We start from the raw sequence: 18912 nt of genomic DNA, 5'->3' as shown, positions 1-18912 counted from the left end.
GCCCCATGTCTCACGGGCAGGGCTTTCGCATGGGGAACTTCACAGCTAACGTAGTTGACGTGATCGTCAGGTCGTCGCCGGTGCTGACGCCGAGGGGCAAGCGGACGAGGGCCGCGTTGCTGGAGGCGGGACGCGAGGCGTTCGAGGAGCACGGCTACGACGCCGTGCGGATCGACGACGTGTGCCGGCGGGCCGGGGTCTCGCACGGCTCCTTCTACACCTACTTCGGTTCCAAGGAAGCGCTGTTCGGCGAGGTGGCCGAGGCCGTGGTCGGGGAGATGTTCGCGGCGAGCGTCGTCGGGGAGACGGCCACGGGCGATCCGTACGCGCGCATCGAGGCGGCCAACCGCCTCTACCTACGGGCGTGGGCGGCGAACTCGCGTCTTGTCCGGATGGTGGAGCACGCGGCCGTTTCCGAGGAGAGGTTCGGGCAGCTGCTGCTGGAGCTGCGCGAGGTGTTCGTGCGGCGCGGGGCGGACGGATTGCGGCGGCTGCAGGAGCAGGGGCTGGCCGATCCGGCGTTGGATCCCAGGCTCACCGCCATCATGCTGGGTGGAATGGTGGAGCATTTCGCTCATGTCTGGATCGACCTCGGGGAGCAGGCCGACGAGGAGCTGGCCGTCGATCATCTGACGCGGCTGTGGGCGCAGGCCATCGGGTTGACGCGGACGTCAACTACGGAGGGCTCATGATCAGGAGCAGGATCGACACTCAAGGGGACGAATACCGGCGACGGCGCGAGGCGATGCTGGCCAAGCTGGCCGAGCTCGATGCCGAGCACGCCAAGGCGGTGGCCGGCGGCGGGGAGAAGTACGTCGAGCGGCACCGCAGGCGAGGCAAGCTGCTCGCCAGGGAGCGCATCGAGCTGCTCGTCGACCCGGACTCGCCGTTCCTCGAGCTGTCGCCGCTGGCGGCCTGGGGCAGCGAGTTCCAGGTGGGGGCCGGGATGGTCGTCGGGATCGGGGTGATCGAGGGGGTCGAGTGCATGATCACGGCGAACGACCCCACGGTCCGCGGCGGGGCGTCGAATCCGTGGACGTTGAAGAAGTCACTGCGGGCCGCGGACATAGCGATGCAGAACCGCCTCCCCTACGTGAACCTGGTCGAGAGCGGCGGCGCGGATCTGCCGACGCAGAAGGAGATCTTCATTCCGGGTGGGCGGATATTTCGGGACCTGACCAGGCTGTCGGCGGCCGGGATCCCGACCATCGCGCTCGTCTTCGGCAACTCCACGGCCGGCGGCGCGTACGTGCCCGGAATGAGCGACCATGTGGTGATGGTGCGGGAACGGGCCAAGGTGTTCCTGGGTGGCCCGCCCCTGGTCAAGATGGCGACCGGGGAGGAGTCCGACGACGAGTCGCTGGGCGGCGCGGAGATGCACGCCAGGGTCAGCGGGCTCGCCGACCACCTCGCCCAGGACGAGCACGACGCGCTCAGGATCGGGCGGCGCATCGTACGGTCGCTCAACTGGCGCAAGCTGGGCATCGCCCCACTCCCTTCACGGGATCCGAAATATCCGGCGGACGAGCTGCTGGGCATCGTGCCCGAGGACCTCAAGGTGCCGTTCGACCCACGTGAGGTGATCGCCAGGGTGGTGGACGGGAGCGAATTCGAGGAGTTCAAGCCGCTCTACGGCGCCTCGCTGGTGACGGGATGGGCGCGGATCCACGGCTACCCGGTTGGAGTGCTGGCCAACGCGCGCGGCGTGTTGTTCAGCGAGGAGTCGCAGAAGGCCACCCAGTTCATCCAGCTCGCCAACCAGTCCCGCACCCCGCTGCTCTTCCTGCAGAACACGACCGGCTACATGGTCGGCAAGGACTACGAGCAGGGCGGCATCATCAAACACGGCGCCATGATGATCAACGCGGTCTCCAACTCGACCGTCCCGCATCTGACGATCGTGATGGGAGCCTCGTACGGCGCCGGCAACTACGGCATGTGCGGGCGCGCCTACGACCCCCGCTTCCTGTTCAGCTGGCCGAGCGCCAAGTCGGCGGTGATGGGCCCGGCGCAGCTGGCCGGGGTGTTGTCCCTCGTGGGGCGGGCATCGGCGCAGGCCAAGGGGCAGGTGTACGACGAGGAGGCCGACGCGGCGATGCGTGCCATGGTGGAGGCCCAGATCGAGGCCGAGTCGCTGCCGTTCTTCCTGTCTGGACGGCTCTACGACGACGGAGTGATCGACCCGCGCGACACGCGGACCGTGCTGGGCATGTGCCTGTCGGCGATCAACAGCGCACCGATGCCGGAGCCCAAAGGATTCGGGGTGTTCCGGCCGTGATCACGCGTCTGCTCGTCGCGAACCGGGGCGAGATCGCCCGCCGCATCTTCCGTACCTGTAGGTCGCTCGGCATCTCCACGGTCGCCCTCTTCGCCGACCCCGACGCGGACGCACCCCACGTGGCAGAGGCCGATCTCGCGGTACGGCTGCGCGGCGCCCGCCCGTCCGATACCTACTTGGACATAGACCGGATCATCGAGGCCTGCGCGGCATCCGGGGCGGACGCGGTGCATCCCGGCTACGGCTTCCTGTCGGAGAACGCCGCGTTCGCGCAGGCGGTGCTGGCGGCGGGGCTGACCTGGGTGGGCCCGCCGCCCGCGGCCATCGAGGCCATGGGAACGAAGATCACGGCGAAGCGGCTGATGGAGGAGGCCGGGGTCCCGGTCCTGCCCTCGCTCGATCTGACCGCGCCCGCCGAGTTCCCGCTGCTGGTGAAGGCGTCCGCCGGTGGGGGCGGCCGCGGCATGCGGATCGTACGGGAGGCTCGGGAGCTGGCGGGCGAGGTCGAGTCCGCGCGGCGGGAGGCGGAGTCGGCCTTCGGCGACCCGGCCGTGTTCGCCGAGCCGCTGCTGGAACGGGCCAGGCACGTCGAGGTGCAGGTGCTGGCCGACACGCATGGGACCGTGTGGGCGCTGGGCGAACGCGAGTGCAGCGTGCAGCGGCGGCACCAGAAGGTCGTCGAGGAGTGCCCCTCGCCGGGCGTCTCACCCCAACTGCGGGAGCGGTTGTGCGAGGCCGCGGTCAGGGCCGCGCGCTCGATCGGGTACGTCGGGGCCGGGACGGTGGAGTTCCTGGTCAAGGGGGATCGGGTGGCGTTCCTGGAGATGAACACCCGGCTCCAGGTCGAGCATCCGGTCACCGAACTGGTCTACGGTGTCGATCTCGTGCGGTTGCAGCTGGAGGTGGCCGAGGGGGCCGCGCTGCCACCCGTGCCGCCCGATCCGTCCGGGCATGCCGTAGAGGTGCGGCTCTATGCGGAGGACGGTGACTATCTGCCGCAGTCGGGGGAGTTGAGGCGGTTCGAGGTCGGCGGCGACGTGCGAGTGGATTCGGGGGTCGAGTCGGGGTCGGTCGTCTCGCCGTACTACGACCCGATGCTGGCCAAGGTGATCGCGCATGGCTCGTCCCGTGCGGCGGCGGTGCGGAAGCTGGTGGCGGCGCTGCGGGAGGCGCGGCTGCACGGCCTCACAACGAATCGTGATTTGTTGCTGAATATCCTGACAAATCCGGCTTTCGTGGCCGGTGACACCCACACCGGTTTCCTGGCCCCCGATGGACCCGTTCACGCCGGTGTTCCTCAGCGGACCGACGAGCCACCTGAGCTGTCCGCACTGGCCGCCGCCCTCGCCCTGGCCGCCGCCCACCGCCGCCGCGCCCCCGTGCTGGCGGGCCTGCCGAGCGGCTGGCGCAACGTCCGTTCCCAGCCCTCCCGCGCCTGCTTCGCCGGGATCGACGTCGTCTATGACCCGCTGCCCGGTGGCGTCGTCACGGTCAGCGCCGAGCCGCACCGGGTGGTCCTGGAACGCGACGACGTCCGGCACACGTTCGAGATCGCCCAGTACGACGAGGACGGCACCGTCTACGTGGACCATGCCGGCGGCCACGCCGAGCTGATCCCGGTACCGCGCCTGCCCGAGCCCGTCGAGCACGTCGCGCCGGGGTCCCTGCTGGCCCCGATGCCGGGCAGCGTGCTCAGGGTCGAGGTAGCGGCCGGCGACCGCGTGACGAAAGGCCAGTCGGTGCTGGTGCTGGAGGCGATGAAGATGGAGCATCGGATCGCCGCCCCGGCCGACGGCGTGGTCTCCGGCGTGCACGTCGAGAAGGGACAGCAGGTCGAGGCGGGCGCCGTACTGGCGATCATCCAGGAAGGGAACCCATGACGAGCCTCGTACGCAAGGACCTGGCGGGTGGCGTCGCCACCGTCACGCTGGACTCACCGCACAACCGCAACGCCCTGTCCGTACGCCTGCTCGCCGACCTCCAAGACTCGCTCACCTGGGCGCTGGCCGAGCCCGCGGCCAGGGTGATCGTGCTGACCGCCACCGGGACCGTGTTCTGCTCGGGCGCCGACCTGAAGGAGCAGAAGGCGGGCGCGCCGGTGACGGCGTCGCTTCCGGAGATCTTCACGCTGCTCTGGGAGAGCCCGAAGCCGGTCGTCTGCCGGCTGAACGGCACCGCCCGGGCAGGCGGCCTGGGGCTGGTGGCCTCCTGCGACTTCTCGATCGCGCCGCTGACGGCGTCGTTCGCGTTCACGGAGGTACGCCTCGGCGTCGTGCCCGCCATGATCTCCGTACCGGTGCTCAGGCGGCTCGATGCCCGGGCGGCGGCCGAATACTTCCTGACCGGCGAGGTGTTCGGCGCCTCCAGGGCCGCCGAGATCGGGCTGCTGTCGCGCGCCGTGCCGGAGGAGGAGCTGGACGCGACGGTCGCGCACTACGCCGGGATGCTGATCAAGGGCGGCCCCGAGGCGCTGGCCATCACCAAGCGGCTGCTCAGAGAGGTGCCGCAGCTGTCGTTCGAGGAAGGGCTGCGGCGGATGACGGAGTTGTCCGCCGAGCGGTTCACCTCGGAGGAGGGACGGGAAGGAATCGCGGCGTTCTGGGACAAACGCCCGCCGAAGTGGGCATCGCCGTGACGCTGCGGATCGCGAACTGCAGCGGCTTCTACGGCGACCGGCTCTCGGCGGCGCGGGAGATGGTCGAGGGCGGGCCGATCGACGTGCTGACCGGGGACTGGCTGGCCGAGCTGACCATGCTCATCCTGGCGGGCAACCGGCTCAAGGGCCGTCCCGGCTACGCGCCCACGTTCCTGCGGCAGCTGGAGGACGTCCTCGGCCCCTGCCTCGACAAAGGCATCAAGATCGTCTCGAACGCGGGCGGCCTGGACCCGGCCGGCTGCGCAGAGGCCGTGCACGAACTGGCCGCCCGGCTCGGCCTGTCCCCCAAGGTCGCGTACGTCACCGGCGACGACCTCACCGGCAGGCCGCTCGACCTGGTGAACGCCGACACCGGTGAGCGGCTCGACGCGACCCCGCTGACCGCGAACGCGTACCTGGGCGGGCGCCCCATCGCGGCCGCGTTGTGGGCGGGGGCGGACGTGGTGGTGACCGGCAGGGTGACGGACGCGGCGCTGGTCACGGGGCCGGGCATGTGGCGCTACGGCTGGGGTCCCGGCGATCTCGACGCGCTGGCCGGCTCGGTGGTCGCCGGGCACGTCATCGAGTGCGGCTGTCAGGCGACCGGGGGCAACTACGCGTTCTTCCAGGAGGTGCCCGACCTGGCGCGCTGCGGCTTCCCGATCGCCGAGCTGCGGGCCGACGGGTCGGCGGTGATCACCAAGCATCCCGGCACGGGCGGCCTGGTCTCGATCGGCACGGTGACCGCGCAGCTCGTCTACGAGATCGGCGGCCCGCGTTACCCCGGTCCCGACGTGGTGGCCAGGTTCGACACGATCACGTTGTCGGAGGACGGGCCGGACCGGGTGCTCGTGTCCGGGGCCCGAGGGGAGCCGCCGCCGGACACGCTCAAGGTCGCGGTCAACTACCTGGCCGGCTACCGCAACACGATGACGCTCGTGCTGACGGGGCTGGACATGGAGGCGAAGGCCAGGGTCGCGGAGGAGTCGATCTGGGCGCGGATCCCGCGTGAGTCGTTCGACCAGGTGGACGTGACGCTGAGCGACGGCGGGCTGCTGCGGATCACGGTCATGGACCCCGACCGGCACAAGGCCGGCCGGGCCTTCTCCTCGGCGGTGGTGGAGACGGGACTGGCGAGCTACCCGGGCTTCTACGGGCTCACCCCGCCGGGCGACGCCTCGCCGTACGGCGTGTACTGGCCGGTCCTCGTCCCGGCCGCCGAGGTCCGCCCGCGGGTGTTCGTGGACGGCGAAGAGCTGCCCCTTGCCGACGACGCGCCCCGGGCCGCGACGGCCCTCCACCCGCTCCCCGCACCCGCCCAGGGCGAGGTGACATCCACGGTCGGTGGAGCGGTGGTGCGAGCGCCGCTGGGGCGGATCGCAGGGGCTCGATCAGGCGACAAGGGCGGTAACGCGAACCTGGGGGTCTGGGGCGACACCGCCGGCCGGTACGGCTGGCTGGCGGCTCATCTCACGGTCGCCAGACTCAAGGAGCTGCTCCCGGCGCTGGCCCCCTACCGAATCGAGCGTCACGAGCTGCCCAACATCATGGCGCTCAACTTCGTCGTCCACGGCCTGCTCGGCCGGGGGGTGGCGGCGAGCCCGCGCATGGACCCGCAGGCCAAGGCCCTGGGCGAGGAGCTACGCGCCCAGCTGTCTGACATCCCCGCCGAGCTCCTCCCCGACTCCTGAGCCCGTTCATGATCGGCCGCCCGCGCCGGCTTGCCGGCCCTCGACGAGCCCCGCCCGCACCTGGTCACCGCCGACGATCGACGACCCGCCTGGACCTGGGGCGCGGGCCTGGTCACCGGCGGCGCGTGGCGCCGCGCAGGACTGTGGGACAGGCCCTCCAGCCAAGCAGCCCCGCCCCCAGCAGGCCGGCCTGCCCGCCGAGCCGCGACGCCCGCACGTCGGGAGCGGGCCGGAAGGCAAGGCGCTGCGCCAGGCCGACGCGTACCGGCTCCAGCAGCGCGTCGCCCGCCTGCGACAACCCGCCGCCGATGACGACCAACGCCGGATCAAGCAGCAGCGTGTACGTGGCCAGGGCCAGGGCCAGCGCCTCGACCGCCTCCCCCCACACCTCGACCGCCACCTCGTCCCCTTGCCGCACCCTGCGCAGAACGTGCTCGGCGAAAGGCTCGCCGCACCGGGCCGCGATGGCCCCGGCCGACGCGTAGGCCGCCAGACAGCCTCGCTGCCCGCACCCGCACGGCAGCCCCTCCGGCCGGACCGGGATGTGCCCGATCTGCCCGGCCCATCCGCCCGCGCCCCCGTACACGGAGCCGGCCAGGACGACCGCGCCCGCGATCCCCGTGCCGATCGGCAGGAACAACACGTCCCGCCCGCCCTCTCCGTAGGCCAGCTCGGCCTCCCCTGCGGCCCGCACGTCATGTCCCAGCGCCACAGGCAGGTCGACGTCCGTGAACGCGGCTACCGGGACGTCCCGCCACCCGAACGCCGCGGAGAAGACCGCGTGCGTGGCCGTGACGAGCCCCGGCACCGCCAGCCCCACGGCCACCGGCCACATCCCGGCCCGCGGCCTGGACAGGTCGCCGACGAAGGCCGAGATGGCGGCGATCACCCGCTCTGCCCCTTCGGCGCGGGGCGTGGGCCGGCGCTCGACGTAGAGGATCGTCCCGTCACGAGCGACAAGTCCGCCTTTCATGGTGGTCCCGCCGACATCGACCGCTACAACGCACTCCATCCCGCCCTCCACAATCACTTTGAGATCAGCATCCTCCATAGAGAAAGATGTCCCCTATGACCGCCCGCCGTCTCACCCTCGACGACCTGGACGACTGCACGCGCCTGGCCAAGGACCGCGGCTGGCTGCCCGAACGGCATAAGTGGCGCCTGCTGTTCGAGGTCGGCGAGCCGTACGGGATCGACGCCCCGGACGGCGACGGCCTGGCTGCGACGAACATCCTGACCTGCTACGGCGACGACCACGCCGTGATCAGCATGGTGCTCACGGCCTCCAGGTTCGGCAGGCGCGGCCTGGGCCGCCGCCTCATGGAGCACGTGCTGGAGCGGGCCGGTGACCGGACCGTCTCCCTGTACGCCACCGAGTACGGCCGCCCGCTCTACGAACGGCTCGGCTTCCGCGTCGTCGGCCGGGCCGCCAAGCACACGGGCCTCTTCAGAGGCGAGCACTCGGGCCGGACCCGCCCCGCCACCCCGGACGACCTCGGCACGATCCTGGCGCTCGACGCCGAGCTGTTCGGCACGGACCGGTCCGCGCTCCTGCGGCGCATGTTCACGTTCGGCGAGCAGGTCAGGATCGCGGACGGCGGCTTCGGCCACCGCTGGCGCAATGACGACAACACGGTCATCGGTCCGGTCGTGGCACGGGACGAGGAGACCGCGCGGGCGCTGATCGGCGATCTGGCGCTGGGGGCGGACGGCGAGGTACGCATGGATTTCGACCTCGCCCATGAGTCGATGATCAGATGGGCGGGCGGGCACGGTATCGCCGACCCGTGGCAGGTCTCGCGTATGGTGCGCGGCGGCGACCTGCCCGGCGATCCCGCCTGCCAGTTCCTGCCGTTCATGCAGGCCCTGGGTTGACCGGGTGCGCAGCGCCCACTTAAGGTCACCACCAGAATATCGTTCTACCCGGCAGTCGGCCGGCCGGCGGCCGGCTCGGCAGCTTGGTGGCATGCGCGAGCTGGCCTGCGAAGGGCGGTCTATGACCTCCACCCACATCGACATCAGCGCCATCGACTTCGACGCGCTCGGCGCGTGGATGGACGGCCAGGGGCTGCCCGGGGGCCCGATCACGGGCGTGGCACCGGTCATGGGCGGCACGCAGAACGTCATGGTCCGGCTCGAACGCGGCGGCCGCCCGTACATCCTGCGCCGCCCGCCCCTGCACGCCCGCCAGAAGAGCAACGAGGTGCTGCGCCGTGAGGCGCGGCTGCTGGGAGCGCTGCGTGACACGCCGGTCCCCGCGCCCGCGCTGGTGGCGGCGCAGACGGCACGCGAGCCGGTCTTCTACCTGATGGAGCCGGTCGACGGGTTCAACCCGTCGGTGGGGCTGCCCGAGCCGCACGCGTCCGACCCGGCGATCAGGCACCGGATGGGGTTCGAGGCCGCCGCCGCGCTGGCCGAGCTGGGGCGGGTCGATCCGGGCGTGCTGCCGGGCTTCGGCCGGCCCGAGGGGTTCCTGGAGCGGCAGGTGCCCCGCTGGCTCAAGGAGCTCGACTCGTACGGCGACCTCGACGGCTACCCAGGCCCCGACATCCCCGGCCTACCGGAGACCGCCGACTGGCTGACCCTCCACCTCCCCCGGTCGTTCACCCCCGGGATCATGCACGGCGACTATCACTTCGCGAACCTCATGTTCGCCTGCGACGGACCCCGCGTGGCCGCGATCGTGGACTGGGAGATGTGCACGATCGGCGACCCGCTGCTCGATCTGGGCTGGCTGCTGGCCACCTGGCCCTCCAACAACGGCCACGTGCCCGGGCTCCCGTCGCCTCAGGAACTCGTCGCCTACTACGCGGCGCTGTCCGAGCGCGACCTGTCGGCGATCGGCTGGTACGCGGTCATGGCCTGCTTCAAGCTCGGCATCGTGCTGGAGGGCACGCACGCCCGGGCGTTCGCCGGCAAGGCGCCCAAGGACATCGGCGACCTGCTGCACGCGACGACGCTGGAGTTGTTCGAGCGGGCGCGGGAGTTCAGGGACGGCGTTCTCGGCTGACCGTATATAGCGATTTTCGGAAAGCACGATCACAGGACATCTCCGAGACGTACAATTGCGCGCAATTGCACTGATATTTCGGGGAAGGATCGTCATGCGCATGCGGTTCCTCGGCTCCACCTCGGAGGCGGGCGCCTGTCCCACCCTGTACGAGACCGACCGCGGCACCATCGTCGTGCAGGGGCTCCAAGTCACCGACGCGGAGGCGCTCGCCGACCTCCGCGACGTCCTCGACGGCGAGACCGCGGTCGAGGTCCCCCGCGAACTCATCACCGAAATCGCCCGCCGGGTCCTGTCTGACAACACGGCAACCGCTTTCCCGACCAGCGGAGAGGCACCGGCTGCAACCGGTTGATCACAATTGCGGCCGACGCTGGCATGATCGACGCAACCGGGGCTAGCCTCTTGCGGCGTGACGTCGTTTCAGCAGGCGCGCATCGACCTCGGCGGTCAGCTACGGCAACTGCGCGAGGCCGTCCAACTGTCGGGCAAGGAGCTGGCCGAGCGGCTGCGCTGGCAGCCGTCCAAGGTCTCACGGCTGGAGAACGCCCGGCAGACCCCCACCGAGGATGACGTGGTCGCGTGGGCGCAGGCCGTCAGTGCCGCGCCCGACACGACCGACGAGCTGATCAGGCAGGTCATTGCCCTGGCGGAGCGGCACGACAGCTGGAAGCAGCGCTACCGCAGCGGCCTGGCCGCCATCCAGGAGGACATGCGGGACCTCGAGGCCCGGACCAAACTGTTCCGGGCCTTCGAGCCGGGCATCGTCGTGGGTCTGCTGCAGACCGCCGAATACGCCAGGTACGTCTTCCGCAAGGTCAAGCGCCTCTACAGCGCCGCCGACCAGATCGACGCGGCGGTGCGGGTGCGCATGCAGCGACAGGAGATCCTGTACGACCGGAGCAGGACGTTCAGGTTCGTGGTGCCGGAGTCGGCGTTGCACACCACGCTGGCCCCGGCCGACGTCATGCGCGGCCAGCTTGATCGATTGCTCGCGGTCAGCACATTGCCGAACGTCGAGTTCGGTGTGATCCCCTTCGGCACCGAGCTGCCGTCCGCGCCGATCAACGGGTTCTGGATCTACAACGACGCCATGGTGGGCGTGGCCACGATGACGAAAGACCTGGTCCTGCGCGATCCCGATGACATCGCCTTCTACGTCAACGCGTTCGACGCCTATGCGAAAGTGGCCGAGTTCGATGAGGGCGGGCGGGAAGTCCTGATCCGCATTCTTCACGCTTACCGAAAACAAAGCCCACATTAACCGTCGCAATTGCTTGCCTCCCACCGCAAGATCGTGCAATTCTGTCGCGAGACGATGCGGAGGTGACGCATGATGCTTGATACCGCGCTCAGCCTCGAGCGGTTCGCCTGGCACGCAGGTCGTCACGCCGACCTGTCCGTCCAGACCCTGGCATTGTCCAGCGACCCGGCCTACGTATCGGTCCGCAACCGCTTCTCGGCCACCCTCGCGGAGACCGTGACGTGTTCGGACGAAGGGGCGTTCATTACGTCGTGGGGCTACCGCTTGGGCACGACCGACGACGTGGAATCCGCCGCCGCCCGCCTTGCCTTCCTCCTCGCGGCCCTGCCCGCCTGAAGCTCACGAAAAAGCGGGCCCGTGGCGAATGCGGGCCCGCTCTTCGGCGTTAGGGCGAACTAGTTGAGGTCGGCCTTGTCGATGTCGGGCTTGTCGACGTCGAGCTTGCGCTGGATGGCGACGAGGATCTCCATCATCTCCAGCTGGCTCCCCTGCATATCGGTCACTTTCGACTCCAGCCTGTCGAACCTGACGTCCACCTGCTCGAACCTGGCGTCGACCTGCTCGAACTTGGCGTCCATCTTCGTTTCGAGCCTGTCGACCTTGTCTTCGACCCTGGTGAGCCGCTCATCGAGCTTGGTGACCTTCCCGTCAAGCGTCTTGACGCGGCTGGCCACTCCGTTGATCCGCTCGGTGAGGTCCTGCGCCAGCTCGGCGTGGTCTGCCCGCATCTGGATGAAGTCGTTGTCGAGGGCGGTGCCGAGCGTGCAGCAGATTTCCTTGTACCCCAAGGTAATCTCCCATAGGTTGGGGGGGAGGGACCGGGGATATATGCGATCTCCGGTCCCGTTGACTGCGTCGAGAATACCCCGCTGATCGCCGTCCGCAAACGAAACCGAAAAAAGTTTCCCCAGGTCAGAGGGCAGATAGCGACACTAAATCCGGACTAATCCTCGTATTTGCGGCAAAGAAATTTGGGGCGCCGACCTGGCGGCGCCCCTTCGTAATTACGTCGCGCAGTCGTATAGACCGTCCTGCCCATCCACCGCCGTGCAGTTCTCCTGCACCCAACTCGTCACCTCGGCGTTCCCCCGCCCACCGGGCCCACCCCGATCATCACCCGCCATGACATACCGGAGCTGTCCCGACGACGCGAGCTCCTTGAGCCGCTCGACGGTCATGGCCGGATCGCTGCCCGTGAAACCACCCATGGCGATCACCGGCTTGCCGGTGGACAGGATCAGGGACGACGCCTGCTGCGCGCTGCTCACCGCGACCAACCAGGTGGCCTTGCCCTGGTTGGCCACGAGGTATTTGGCCACGGAGTCGCTCACCCCACCCCGCATGAAGCCGGACGGCCGCTGCGTGCCTGCCGTCCCGCCCTGTCCGGCCTGGCGGCCGGGGAACTGGCCGCCGCCGGGCATGCCGCCCGGCCGGGCGAACCCGCCCATCCCACCGCCCGTCGAGGGCCCGGCGGTCGGGTTGGTGCCGTTCACCTGGGACTGCAGCGGCGTCACCGCGTACGCGGCCGGCCCGGCCAGCCCGGCGATCACCGTGGCCGCCAGCGCGAGAGCCGCCACCTTGACCGTGACCTGCGCCCGCATCCGGGCCAGAACAAGCACCACCACGGCCACCAGGGTCGCCCCGAGCACGATCCAGGCCAGCCACGGCGCCCAGTCCGGCGTGCGGCGCAGCACCACGAACGACCAGCCACCGGTCACGGCCACCGCGAGCGGCAGCACCCACGCCCAGGCCCGCGACCGCCGGTACGCCCGCCACATGACGACCACGCCCATCCCGCTCAGCGCGGCCACGGCCGGCGCCATGGCGGTCGTGTAGTACGGGTGGAAGGTCCCGCTGGAGAAGCTGAACACCATGTAGTGGACGACGAGCCAGCCGCCCCACACCAGCCACGCCGCCCCCGAAGGCGCGTCCTCGGACGGCAGGCGCCGCACCCGCGTCACGACCGCGAACGCCAGCGCCGCCACGCAGAACGGCAGCAGCCAGGAGATCTGCCCGGCCATGACGTCGTTGAACAGCCGCCCGGCCCCGGACTCCCCGCCGAAGCCGGCACCCCCGCCCCCGCCGCCGGACTCGCCCTGGCCGAAGATCCGGCCGAGGCCGTTGTAGCCGATGACCAGGTCCCAGACGGAGTTGTCGGTCGAGCCGCCGATGTAGGGCCGCGACTCGGCCGGCCACAAGTCCACGATGACCATCCACCAGGCGCTGGACGCCAGCAGCACCGCGCCGGCGGCCAGCAGATGCCCTGCACGCTTGAGCCACGACACCCGGGCGCAGGCCAGGTACGCCACCCCGAACGCCGGCACCACCAGGTACGCCTGCAACATCTTGGCGTTGAACGCCAGCCCCACGAACAACGCGGCGAACAGCAGCGACCGCAGCCGCCCTGTCCGCAGCGACTCCAGGCAGAACCAGGCGGCCAGCACCAGCAGCAGCACGAGCACCGTGTCCGGGTTGTTGTCCCGGTTGATCGCCACGGTGATCGGTGTGAGCGTCATGACGACGGCCGCGACCAGCGCGGCCACGTGCCCCGCCCGTACTCCCGCCGGGAAGGCCCGCCGCACGGCGGAGTGGACCAGCCCGACGGCCGCCACGCCGGCCAGGGCCTGCGGGATCAGCATGCTCCACGTGCTGTAGCCGAAGATCCGCGCCGGCAGCCCCATGACCCACAGGGCCAGCGGCGGCTTGTCCACGGTGATGAAGGACCCGGCGTCGAGCGCGCCGAAGAAGAACGCCTTCCAGCTCTGGGTGCCCGAGACGATCGCGGCGGCGTAGTAGGCGTTGGCGTTGCCGCTCAGCGCCCACGCGTAGAGGACGAACGCGGTCGCCAGCACTGCCCACAACGCGGGACGCGACCAGCGGGGATCGTCCTCGGCGCCCAGGAACAGGCGGGCGGGCAGCGACCGGCTCTCGGCGGCCCGGTGCGCGGGCCGCGGCGCGGTGATGGTCATCGGACGGTCCTCCTCTTGGGGTTGAAGACCCACACGCGCAGGAGCAGGAAGCGTACGAGCGTGGCGGCCGCGTTCGCGACGATGACGGCGAGCAGCTCCACCCCGTGCGAGACCCCGTCGGGCAGCAGCGAGAGGCTGCCCGAGGTGAGCGCCAGCCCGACGAGGAACGCGATCAGCCCCTCGAACTGGTGCCGCATCGCCCCTGCCGACCCCGTGACGCCGAACGTGAAGCGCCGGTTGGCGGCGGTGTTGGCCACGGCCGTGACCAGCAGCGCGACCGCGTTGGCGGCCAGCGGCGAGACCATCGGCCGCAGCAGCGAGTACAGCGCCAGGTATGCCAGCGTGCTGACCACCCCGACGATCGCGAACCTGGGCAGCTGCCTGGCCATCCCCTTCGGCAGCTCGGCCCGCTGCACCCGTGCGGGCACGGGGATGCGCGCGGCCCCGGACAGCGTCTTGCGCGCCACCCTGGCCAGGCCACGCAGGTCGTCGAGGGCGGTCCGGAGGATGTCGACCCGGCTGTCCGGATCGTCCACCCAGTCCACGGGCACTTCGTGGATGCGCAGCCCGTGGCGCTCGGCCAGGAGCAGCAGCTCGGTGTCGAAGAACCATTCCTCGTCCTCGACACCGGGCAGCAGGGCCTGGGCGATCTCCGTACGGACGGCCTTGAAGCCGCACTGCGCGTCCGAGAACCCGGCCCCCATCACCGAGCGGAGCAGCAGGTTGTACGAGCGGGAGATGAACTCGCGCTTGGGGCCGCGCTCGACCCGCGAGGCCCGCGACAGCCGGGTGCCGATGGCCAGGTCGCTGTGGCCCGACAGCAGCGGCGCCACGAGGGGCAGGAACGCATCCAGATCGGTGGACAGGTCCACGTCCATGTAGCTGACGACGTCGGCGTCGCTCTCCGACCAGACTCGCCGCAGGGCCCGCCCGCGGCCCTTCTCGTCGAGGTGCACGACCCGCACGTGCGGGAGTTCCCCGGCCAGCTCGGTGGCGATCTGCCGGGTGTTGTCCGCGCTGGCGTTGTCGGCGATCGTGATCCGGAAGCCGTAGGGGAGGTTCCCGGTCAGGTAGGCGTGCAGGCGGGTGACGCTCGCGCGCAGCGCCCGCTGCTCGTTGTAGACCGGGACGACCACCTCGACCAGGCGCGTCCTGACTGCTGTGGTGTTCATGCACCTAGCACATGGTTCGCGCCTTTAACGGGACTTATCCGATTCTGAGTTACGGATGAGAGTTCGGGAGGAATCCAGCGTCTCCGATTCTGAGTCACGCATGAGAGTTCCAGGGAGATCGATCGTGGCGATCGCTCCGCCGCCCGGCGCGTTCGCCAGGCTCACCTTGCCCTCGGCCTCCTCGACGGTCTGGGCGACGATCGCCAGCCCGAGCCCGGATCCGGGCAGGCCGCGGGCGGACGGTGAACGCCAGAACCGCTCGAAGACGTGCGGCAGCTCCTCTTCGGGCAGTCCCGGGCCATAGTCGCGCACGGTGAGCTTGCCGCCCTTCAGCGACACCTCGACCTGGCTGTCGGGGCTGAACTTGGCGGCGTTGTCGATGAGGTTGAGCACGGCGCGTTCGAGCGAGGTGGCGCTGCCGACGACGTACCAGGGGCTGAGATCGGTAACGACCTCGGCGCCACGCAGCCTGGCCCGTTCCACGGCCGCCGTCACCACTTCGTGGAAGGCCAGCTCGACGTGCGGCTCGTGCTCGGTGTCGCCCCTGGCGAGCTGGAGCAGGTCCGCGACCAGCGTGGACAGCTCGGCGAACTGCGCCTTCACGTTGACCAGCAGGCGCCGCTTGGCCTCGGGGTCGAGGCTGCGGCCGGTCTGCTCGCTGCGCAGCAGCAGGTCGATGTTGGTACGCAGGGTCGTCAGGGGCGTGCGCAGCTCGTGCCCGGCGTCGGCGACCAGCTGCTTCTGGCGTTCGCGCGAACCGGCCAGGGCGGTGGTCATGGCGTTGAAGGAAGAGCTGAGCCGGGCGATCTCGTCGTTGCCCTTGACGGGAATGCGCGTGTCGAGGTCCTCGGTCTGCGCGATGTGCTCGACAGCCCGGGTGAGCCGCCCCACCGGGCGCAGCGCGGCACGGGCGATGAGCAGCCCGGCGGTGGCCGCGCCCAGCACACCGAGCGCGGAGACGAAGCCGAGCAGCATCGCGACATTGCGCAGGGTGTACTGCAGGTGTCCGATCGGCCGGGCGTCCATGACCGCCATGCCCGGGCCGACGTTGATGGTGAGGATGCGCATGGGGGTGCCGTCCTCGGCGACCCCGTTGTGCATGTGAGGCTTGCCGCCCTCCCGCGCCATCTGGGTGTCGTCCGGCGTGACCTTCAGCGCGACGCCGTAGTAGCAGGTGGGGCGGCCGTCGCTGTAGATGATCTGGGTCGACTGCGGCGGGCCGTAAGGGCCGGCGGGCGCCGGTTCCGGCCTGCAGTGGTCCACCAGCCAGGGCAGGTTGTTGCTGGCCTTCGGCTTCAGTTCCCGTTCCACCTGGTCATAGAGCTGCTTGCGCACGATCATGAAGCAGGCGCCCGCGCTGACCGCGATGGCCAGTGCGACCGCGGCCGCGACCAGGAAGGTGAGCCGGGTGCGCAGGCTGCGCCAGATCACGGCGACGTCCGGAGCACATAGCCGACCCCGCGCACGGTGTGGATCACCCGCGGCTCACCCCCGGCCTCGGTCTTGCGTCGCAGGTACATCACGTACACGTCGAGCGAGTTGGAGCTCGGCTCGAAGTCGAACCCCCACACCTCGCTCAGGATCTGATCCCGGGTCAGCACCTGCCGCGGATGCGCCAGGAACAGCTCCATCAGCAGGTATTCGGTCCTGGTCAGGTCGAGCCCGCGCCCGCCCCGCATGACCTCCCTGGTCGCCGGGTCCATGCGCAGATCGCCGTACGACAGCGTGCCGTCCTCCTCGGGACCTGTGCTCAGCGCGCCGCGCCGCAGCAGAGCGCGGACCCGGGCCAGCAGCTCGTCCAGCTCGAACGGCTTGACCAGGTAGTCGTCGGCACCGGCGTCCAGCCCGGACACGCGGTCGCCGACCGCGTCGCGGGCCGTGAGCATGAGGACCGGGATGTGGTTGCCCGAGCCGCGCAGCCTGCGGCAGGCGGTCAGCCCGTCGAGGCGGGGCATCATGACGTCGAGCAGCACGGCGTCATAGGACTCGCGGGCGAGCTCGTCCAGCGCCGCCTGCCCGTCGTTGGCCGTGACGACTTTGTAGCCTTCGAACTCCAGACTCGACTGCAGCGCCTCGCGCAACGCGGGCTCGTCGTCCACCACCAGCAACCGTGCGGGCTCACTCATGGTGCAAACGCTAGAGGCTCATCATGAAAAGCTCATAAACGCGCTCATCCACGTTTCATGAGGATCATGATCTCAGGAGGGCCATCGCGGCGTTGTGACCGCCGATGCCGCTCACGCCGCCGCCTCTGCGGGCACCGGCGCCGCACATGAGGATACGGCCGTGCTCTGTCTCCACGCCCCATCCGCCCTGGCCTTCTTCGGCGTACGGCCAGCTCAGGTCGGTGTGGAAGATGTGGCCGCCGGGCAGCCCGGCCTCCCGTTCCAGGTCCACCGGACTCTTGGCCTCCACGCACGGAGTGCCGTCGGGGGCCTGGAGCAGGCAGTCCTCGATGGGCTCGGCGAGGACGGAGTTGATGGAGGCGAAGGTGGCGCGGAGGGCATCATCGCGCGCCTTATCAGGATTCTTCCGGAAGAGCCGGGCGGGCATGTGCAGCCCGAACAACGTCATCGTCTCCGCACTCCCCCGCAACCCGGGCCCGAGGATCGACGGGTCGGTCAGCGAGTGGCAGTAGACCTCCGCCGGCGGCAGCTCCGGGATCTCGCCCCGCGCCGCCTGCGCGTACGCCGCCGCCAGCTGATCGCGCCTCTCGTTGATGTGGAACGTCCCACTAAAGGCCGCCTTCGGATCAACGGAGGTGTCCTTCAGCCTCGGCAGCCTGCTGAGGACCATGTTGACCTTCAGCTGCGCCCCCTCGGGCAGGGTCTGCGGTCTGCCGAGCAGCCGGTCCAGCACCGCGGGCGGCAGGTTGACCAGCACGTGCCCGCCGTTCACCGCGTGCTCCCCGTCCGCGTCCACGAACGCGACCTCCCCGGACGGCGAGATCCCGATGATCTCCGCGCCGGTCCTGATCTCGGCGCCCGCCCGCCGGGCCGCCGCTTCGAGCGCCCCGGACACCGCTCCCATGCCGCCGACGGGCACGTTCCACTCGCCGGTGCCGTCGCCGATCACGTGGTAGAGGAAGCACCGGTTGGCCAGCAGGTCGGTGGCCGGGTCGGCGTACGTGCCGATGAGCGCGTCGGTGAGCACGACGCCGCGCACGGTGTCGTCGCCGAACCGCTCGTCCACGGTCGCACCGATCGGCCGCTGGAACAGGTCCCGCCACGCCTCCGCGCCGACCCGGCGCTCGATCTCGGCGGCGGAGCGCAGGGGTTCGAGCAGGGTGGGGGCCAGCGCCTGCGCCACCCGCGCGGTCATGCCGTAGAAGTCCTGCCACGCCTTGTGGTCGGCCTCGCCGCCGGTGACGGCCGCGAAAGAAGCCGCCGTACGCGCCGCGTCCTCGTTGTCGACCAGCAGCCCGGTGTCGCCGGTGGGCGTGTACGAAGCGTAGCGGCGCCGCCGCAGCTCCAGGGCGAGCCCCAGGTCGCGGACGATGCTCGAGGGCAGGAGGCTGACGAGGTAGGAGTAACGCGACAGCCGCACGTCCACGCCGGGGAAGGCCTGCGCGGAGATCGCCAGCCCGCCCGCGTGGTCCAGCCGCTCCAGCACCAGGACCCGCCGGCCGGCTCCGGCGAGGTAGGCGGCCGCGACCAGCCCGTTGTGCCCGCCCCCTGCGACAATCACGTCATACGACCTCATCCTCGCACTTTAAAGCCCATACCACTCCTCTCGTCAACGCCAGGGGAAGGGTTCCTTGATCGGCTCGGGCTCGCGATGCGATGCTGCTCGGGACGGCACGTTCCAGGAGACATCCACTCAAGTGGACGGCGGTCTCAGCGGACCCTCGGAAATGCCGTAAACTTCCACGTTCGCCCTGAGCAGGGTAAGGA

The 18912-nt window shown here is 70.2% G+C and carries 17 protein-coding genes; 10 read left to right on the top strand and 7 right to left on the bottom strand.

All coding sequences use genetic code 11. The annotated features are described in order from the left end of the window. Positions 1-59 precede the first annotated feature (59 nt). From ACTWPT_RS22170 to ACTWPT_RS22150, 5 genes are read left to right on the top strand one after another with little or no spacing between them, the layout of a single operon-like run. Positions 60-692, top strand: a complete 633-nt coding sequence (locus ACTWPT_RS22170; RefSeq protein ID WP_443179341.1) for a TetR/AcrR family transcriptional regulator — start codon at positions 60-62, stop codon at positions 690-692. Further along, positions 689-2278, top strand: coding sequence for an acyl-CoA carboxylase subunit beta (locus tag ACTWPT_RS22165; RefSeq protein WP_443179340.1), 1590 nt, complete (start codon positions 689-691; stop codon positions 2276-2278). The genes ACTWPT_RS22170 and ACTWPT_RS22165 overlap by 4 nt, the downstream gene beginning before the upstream one ends. Further along, positions 2275-4158 (top strand): ATP-binding protein, encoded by a 1884-nt coding sequence (locus tag ACTWPT_RS22160; RefSeq protein ID WP_443179339.1) that lies wholly within the window; start codon positions 2275-2277, stop codon positions 4156-4158. Before ACTWPT_RS22165 ends, ACTWPT_RS22160 begins: the two co-directional genes overlap by 4 nt. Then, complete coding sequence (locus tag ACTWPT_RS22155; protein WP_443179338.1) at positions 4155-4913, top strand: enoyl-CoA hydratase-related protein; 759 nt, start codon at positions 4155-4157, stop codon at positions 4911-4913. The genes ACTWPT_RS22160 and ACTWPT_RS22155 overlap by 4 nt, the downstream gene beginning before the upstream one ends. Further along, entirely contained in the window at positions 4898-6604 is a 1707-nt protein-coding gene (locus ACTWPT_RS22150; RefSeq protein WP_443179337.1) for an acyclic terpene utilization AtuA family protein, read from the top strand. Before ACTWPT_RS22155 ends, ACTWPT_RS22150 begins: the two co-directional genes overlap by 16 nt. Before the next feature lie 112 nt (positions 6605-6716). On the opposite strand, the gene ACTWPT_RS22145 is transcribed toward ACTWPT_RS22150, so the two are convergent. Then, the gene (locus ACTWPT_RS22145; RefSeq protein WP_443179336.1) at positions 6717-7616 is read right to left on the bottom strand and encodes an ROK family protein; all 900 of its coding nucleotides are present in this window, start codon (positions 7614-7616) and stop codon (positions 6717-6719) included. Between the two features lie 56 nt (positions 7617-7672). Here ACTWPT_RS22145 and ACTWPT_RS22140 point away from each other — a divergent pair, with 56 nt between their 5' ends. From ACTWPT_RS22140 to ACTWPT_RS22120, 5 genes are all read left to right on the top strand, one after another. Beyond that, on the top strand, positions 7673-8479 hold the full coding sequence (locus ACTWPT_RS22140) for a GNAT family N-acetyltransferase (protein WP_443179335.1): 807 nt from the start codon (positions 7673-7675) through the stop codon (positions 8477-8479). A 121-nt stretch (positions 8480-8600) separates the two neighbouring features. Then, entirely contained in the window at positions 8601-9614 is a 1014-nt protein-coding gene (locus tag ACTWPT_RS22135) for a phosphotransferase family protein (RefSeq protein WP_443179334.1), read from the top strand. Between the two features lie 94 nt (positions 9615-9708). Next, a complete protein-coding gene (locus tag ACTWPT_RS22130) occupies positions 9709-9969 on the top strand; it encodes a hypothetical protein (protein WP_443179333.1) in 261 nt (86 codons plus the stop codon). 57 nt (positions 9970-10026) lie between these two features. Then, a complete protein-coding gene (locus ACTWPT_RS22125) occupies positions 10027-10878 on the top strand; it encodes a helix-turn-helix domain-containing protein (RefSeq protein WP_443179332.1) in 852 nt (283 codons plus the stop codon). A 69-nt stretch (positions 10879-10947) separates the two neighbouring features. Beyond that, positions 10948-11214, top strand: coding sequence for a hypothetical protein (locus ACTWPT_RS22120; RefSeq protein WP_305921852.1), 267 nt, complete (start codon positions 10948-10950; stop codon positions 11212-11214). A gap of 59 nt (positions 11215-11273) precedes the next feature. On the opposite strand, the gene ACTWPT_RS22115 is transcribed toward ACTWPT_RS22120, so the two are convergent. The 6 genes from ACTWPT_RS22115 to ACTWPT_RS22090 form a co-directional block, all read right to left on the bottom strand. Continuing rightward, the gene (locus tag ACTWPT_RS22115; RefSeq protein WP_443179331.1) at positions 11274-11666 is read right to left on the bottom strand and encodes a coiled-coil domain-containing protein; all 393 of its coding nucleotides are present in this window, start codon (positions 11664-11666) and stop codon (positions 11274-11276) included. A gap of 216 nt (positions 11667-11882) precedes the next feature. Next, positions 11883-13847, bottom strand: coding sequence for a glycosyltransferase family 39 protein (locus ACTWPT_RS22110; protein WP_443179330.1), 1965 nt, complete (start codon positions 13845-13847; stop codon positions 11883-11885). Beyond that, positions 13844-15019: a glycosyltransferase gene (locus ACTWPT_RS22105; protein ID WP_443179329.1), complete on the bottom strand. Its 1176-nt coding sequence runs from the start codon at positions 15017-15019 to the stop codon at positions 13844-13846. Before ACTWPT_RS22105 ends, ACTWPT_RS22110 begins: the two co-directional genes overlap by 4 nt. Positions 15020-15043: 24 nt before the next feature. Continuing rightward, positions 15044-16450 (bottom strand): sensor histidine kinase, encoded by a 1407-nt coding sequence (locus ACTWPT_RS22100; RefSeq protein ID WP_443179328.1) that lies wholly within the window; start codon positions 16448-16450, stop codon positions 15044-15046. Next, a complete protein-coding gene (locus ACTWPT_RS22095; protein ID WP_443179327.1) occupies positions 16447-17145 on the bottom strand; it encodes a response regulator transcription factor in 699 nt (232 codons plus the stop codon). Before ACTWPT_RS22095 ends, ACTWPT_RS22100 begins: the two co-directional genes overlap by 4 nt. A 64-nt stretch (positions 17146-17209) precedes the next feature. Continuing rightward, on the bottom strand, positions 17210-18721 hold the full coding sequence (locus ACTWPT_RS22090; protein WP_443179326.1) for a phytoene desaturase family protein: 1512 nt from the start codon (positions 18719-18721) through the stop codon (positions 17210-17212). Positions 18722-18912 lie beyond the last annotated feature (191 nt).

This window comes from Nonomuraea sp. 3N208 (assembly GCF_052245935.1).
Taxonomy (GTDB): domain Bacteria; phylum Actinomycetota; class Actinomycetes; order Streptosporangiales; family Streptosporangiaceae; genus Nonomuraea.
The sequence above is the reverse complement of the archived record's forward strand: the minus strand, read 5'-3'. Positions and strand labels throughout refer to the sequence as shown.

Bases quoted from the DNA above. Each gene is read 5' to 3' on its own strand.
- ACTWPT_RS22130 (WP_443179333.1), top strand. From the start codon at position 9,709: ATGCGCATGCGGTTCCTCGGCTCCACCTCGGAGGCGGGCGCCTGTCCC.
- ACTWPT_RS22110 (WP_443179330.1), bottom strand. From the start codon at position 13,847: ATGACCATCACCGCGCCGCGGCCCGCGCACCGGGCCGCCGAGAGCCGG.
- ACTWPT_RS22145 (WP_443179336.1), bottom strand. From the start codon at position 7,616: ATGGAGTGCGTTGTAGCGGTCGATGTCGGCGGGACCACCATGAAAGGC.
- ACTWPT_RS22095 (WP_443179327.1), bottom strand. From the start codon at position 17,145: ATGAGTGAGCCCGCACGGTTGCTGGTGGTGGACGACGAGCCCGCGTTG.
- ACTWPT_RS22155 (WP_443179338.1), top strand. From the start codon at position 4,155: ATGACGAGCCTCGTACGCAAGGACCTGGCGGGTGGCGTCGCCACCGTC.
- ACTWPT_RS22165 (WP_443179340.1), top strand. From the start codon at position 689: ATGATCAGGAGCAGGATCGACACTCAAGGGGACGAATACCGGCGACGG.
- ACTWPT_RS22105 (WP_443179329.1), bottom strand. From the start codon at position 15,019: ATGAACACCACAGCAGTCAGGACGCGCCTGGTCGAGGTGGTCGTCCCG.
- ACTWPT_RS22135 (WP_443179334.1), top strand. From the start codon at position 8,601: ATGACCTCCACCCACATCGACATCAGCGCCATCGACTTCGACGCGCTC.
- ACTWPT_RS22140 (WP_443179335.1), top strand. From the start codon at position 7,673: ATGACCGCCCGCCGTCTCACCCTCGACGACCTGGACGACTGCACGCGC.
- ACTWPT_RS22120 (WP_305921852.1), top strand. From the start codon at position 10,948: ATGATGCTTGATACCGCGCTCAGCCTCGAGCGGTTCGCCTGGCACGCA.
- ACTWPT_RS22090 (WP_443179326.1), bottom strand. From the start codon at position 18,721: ATGAGGTCGTATGACGTGATTGTCGCAGGGGGCGGGCACAACGGGCTG.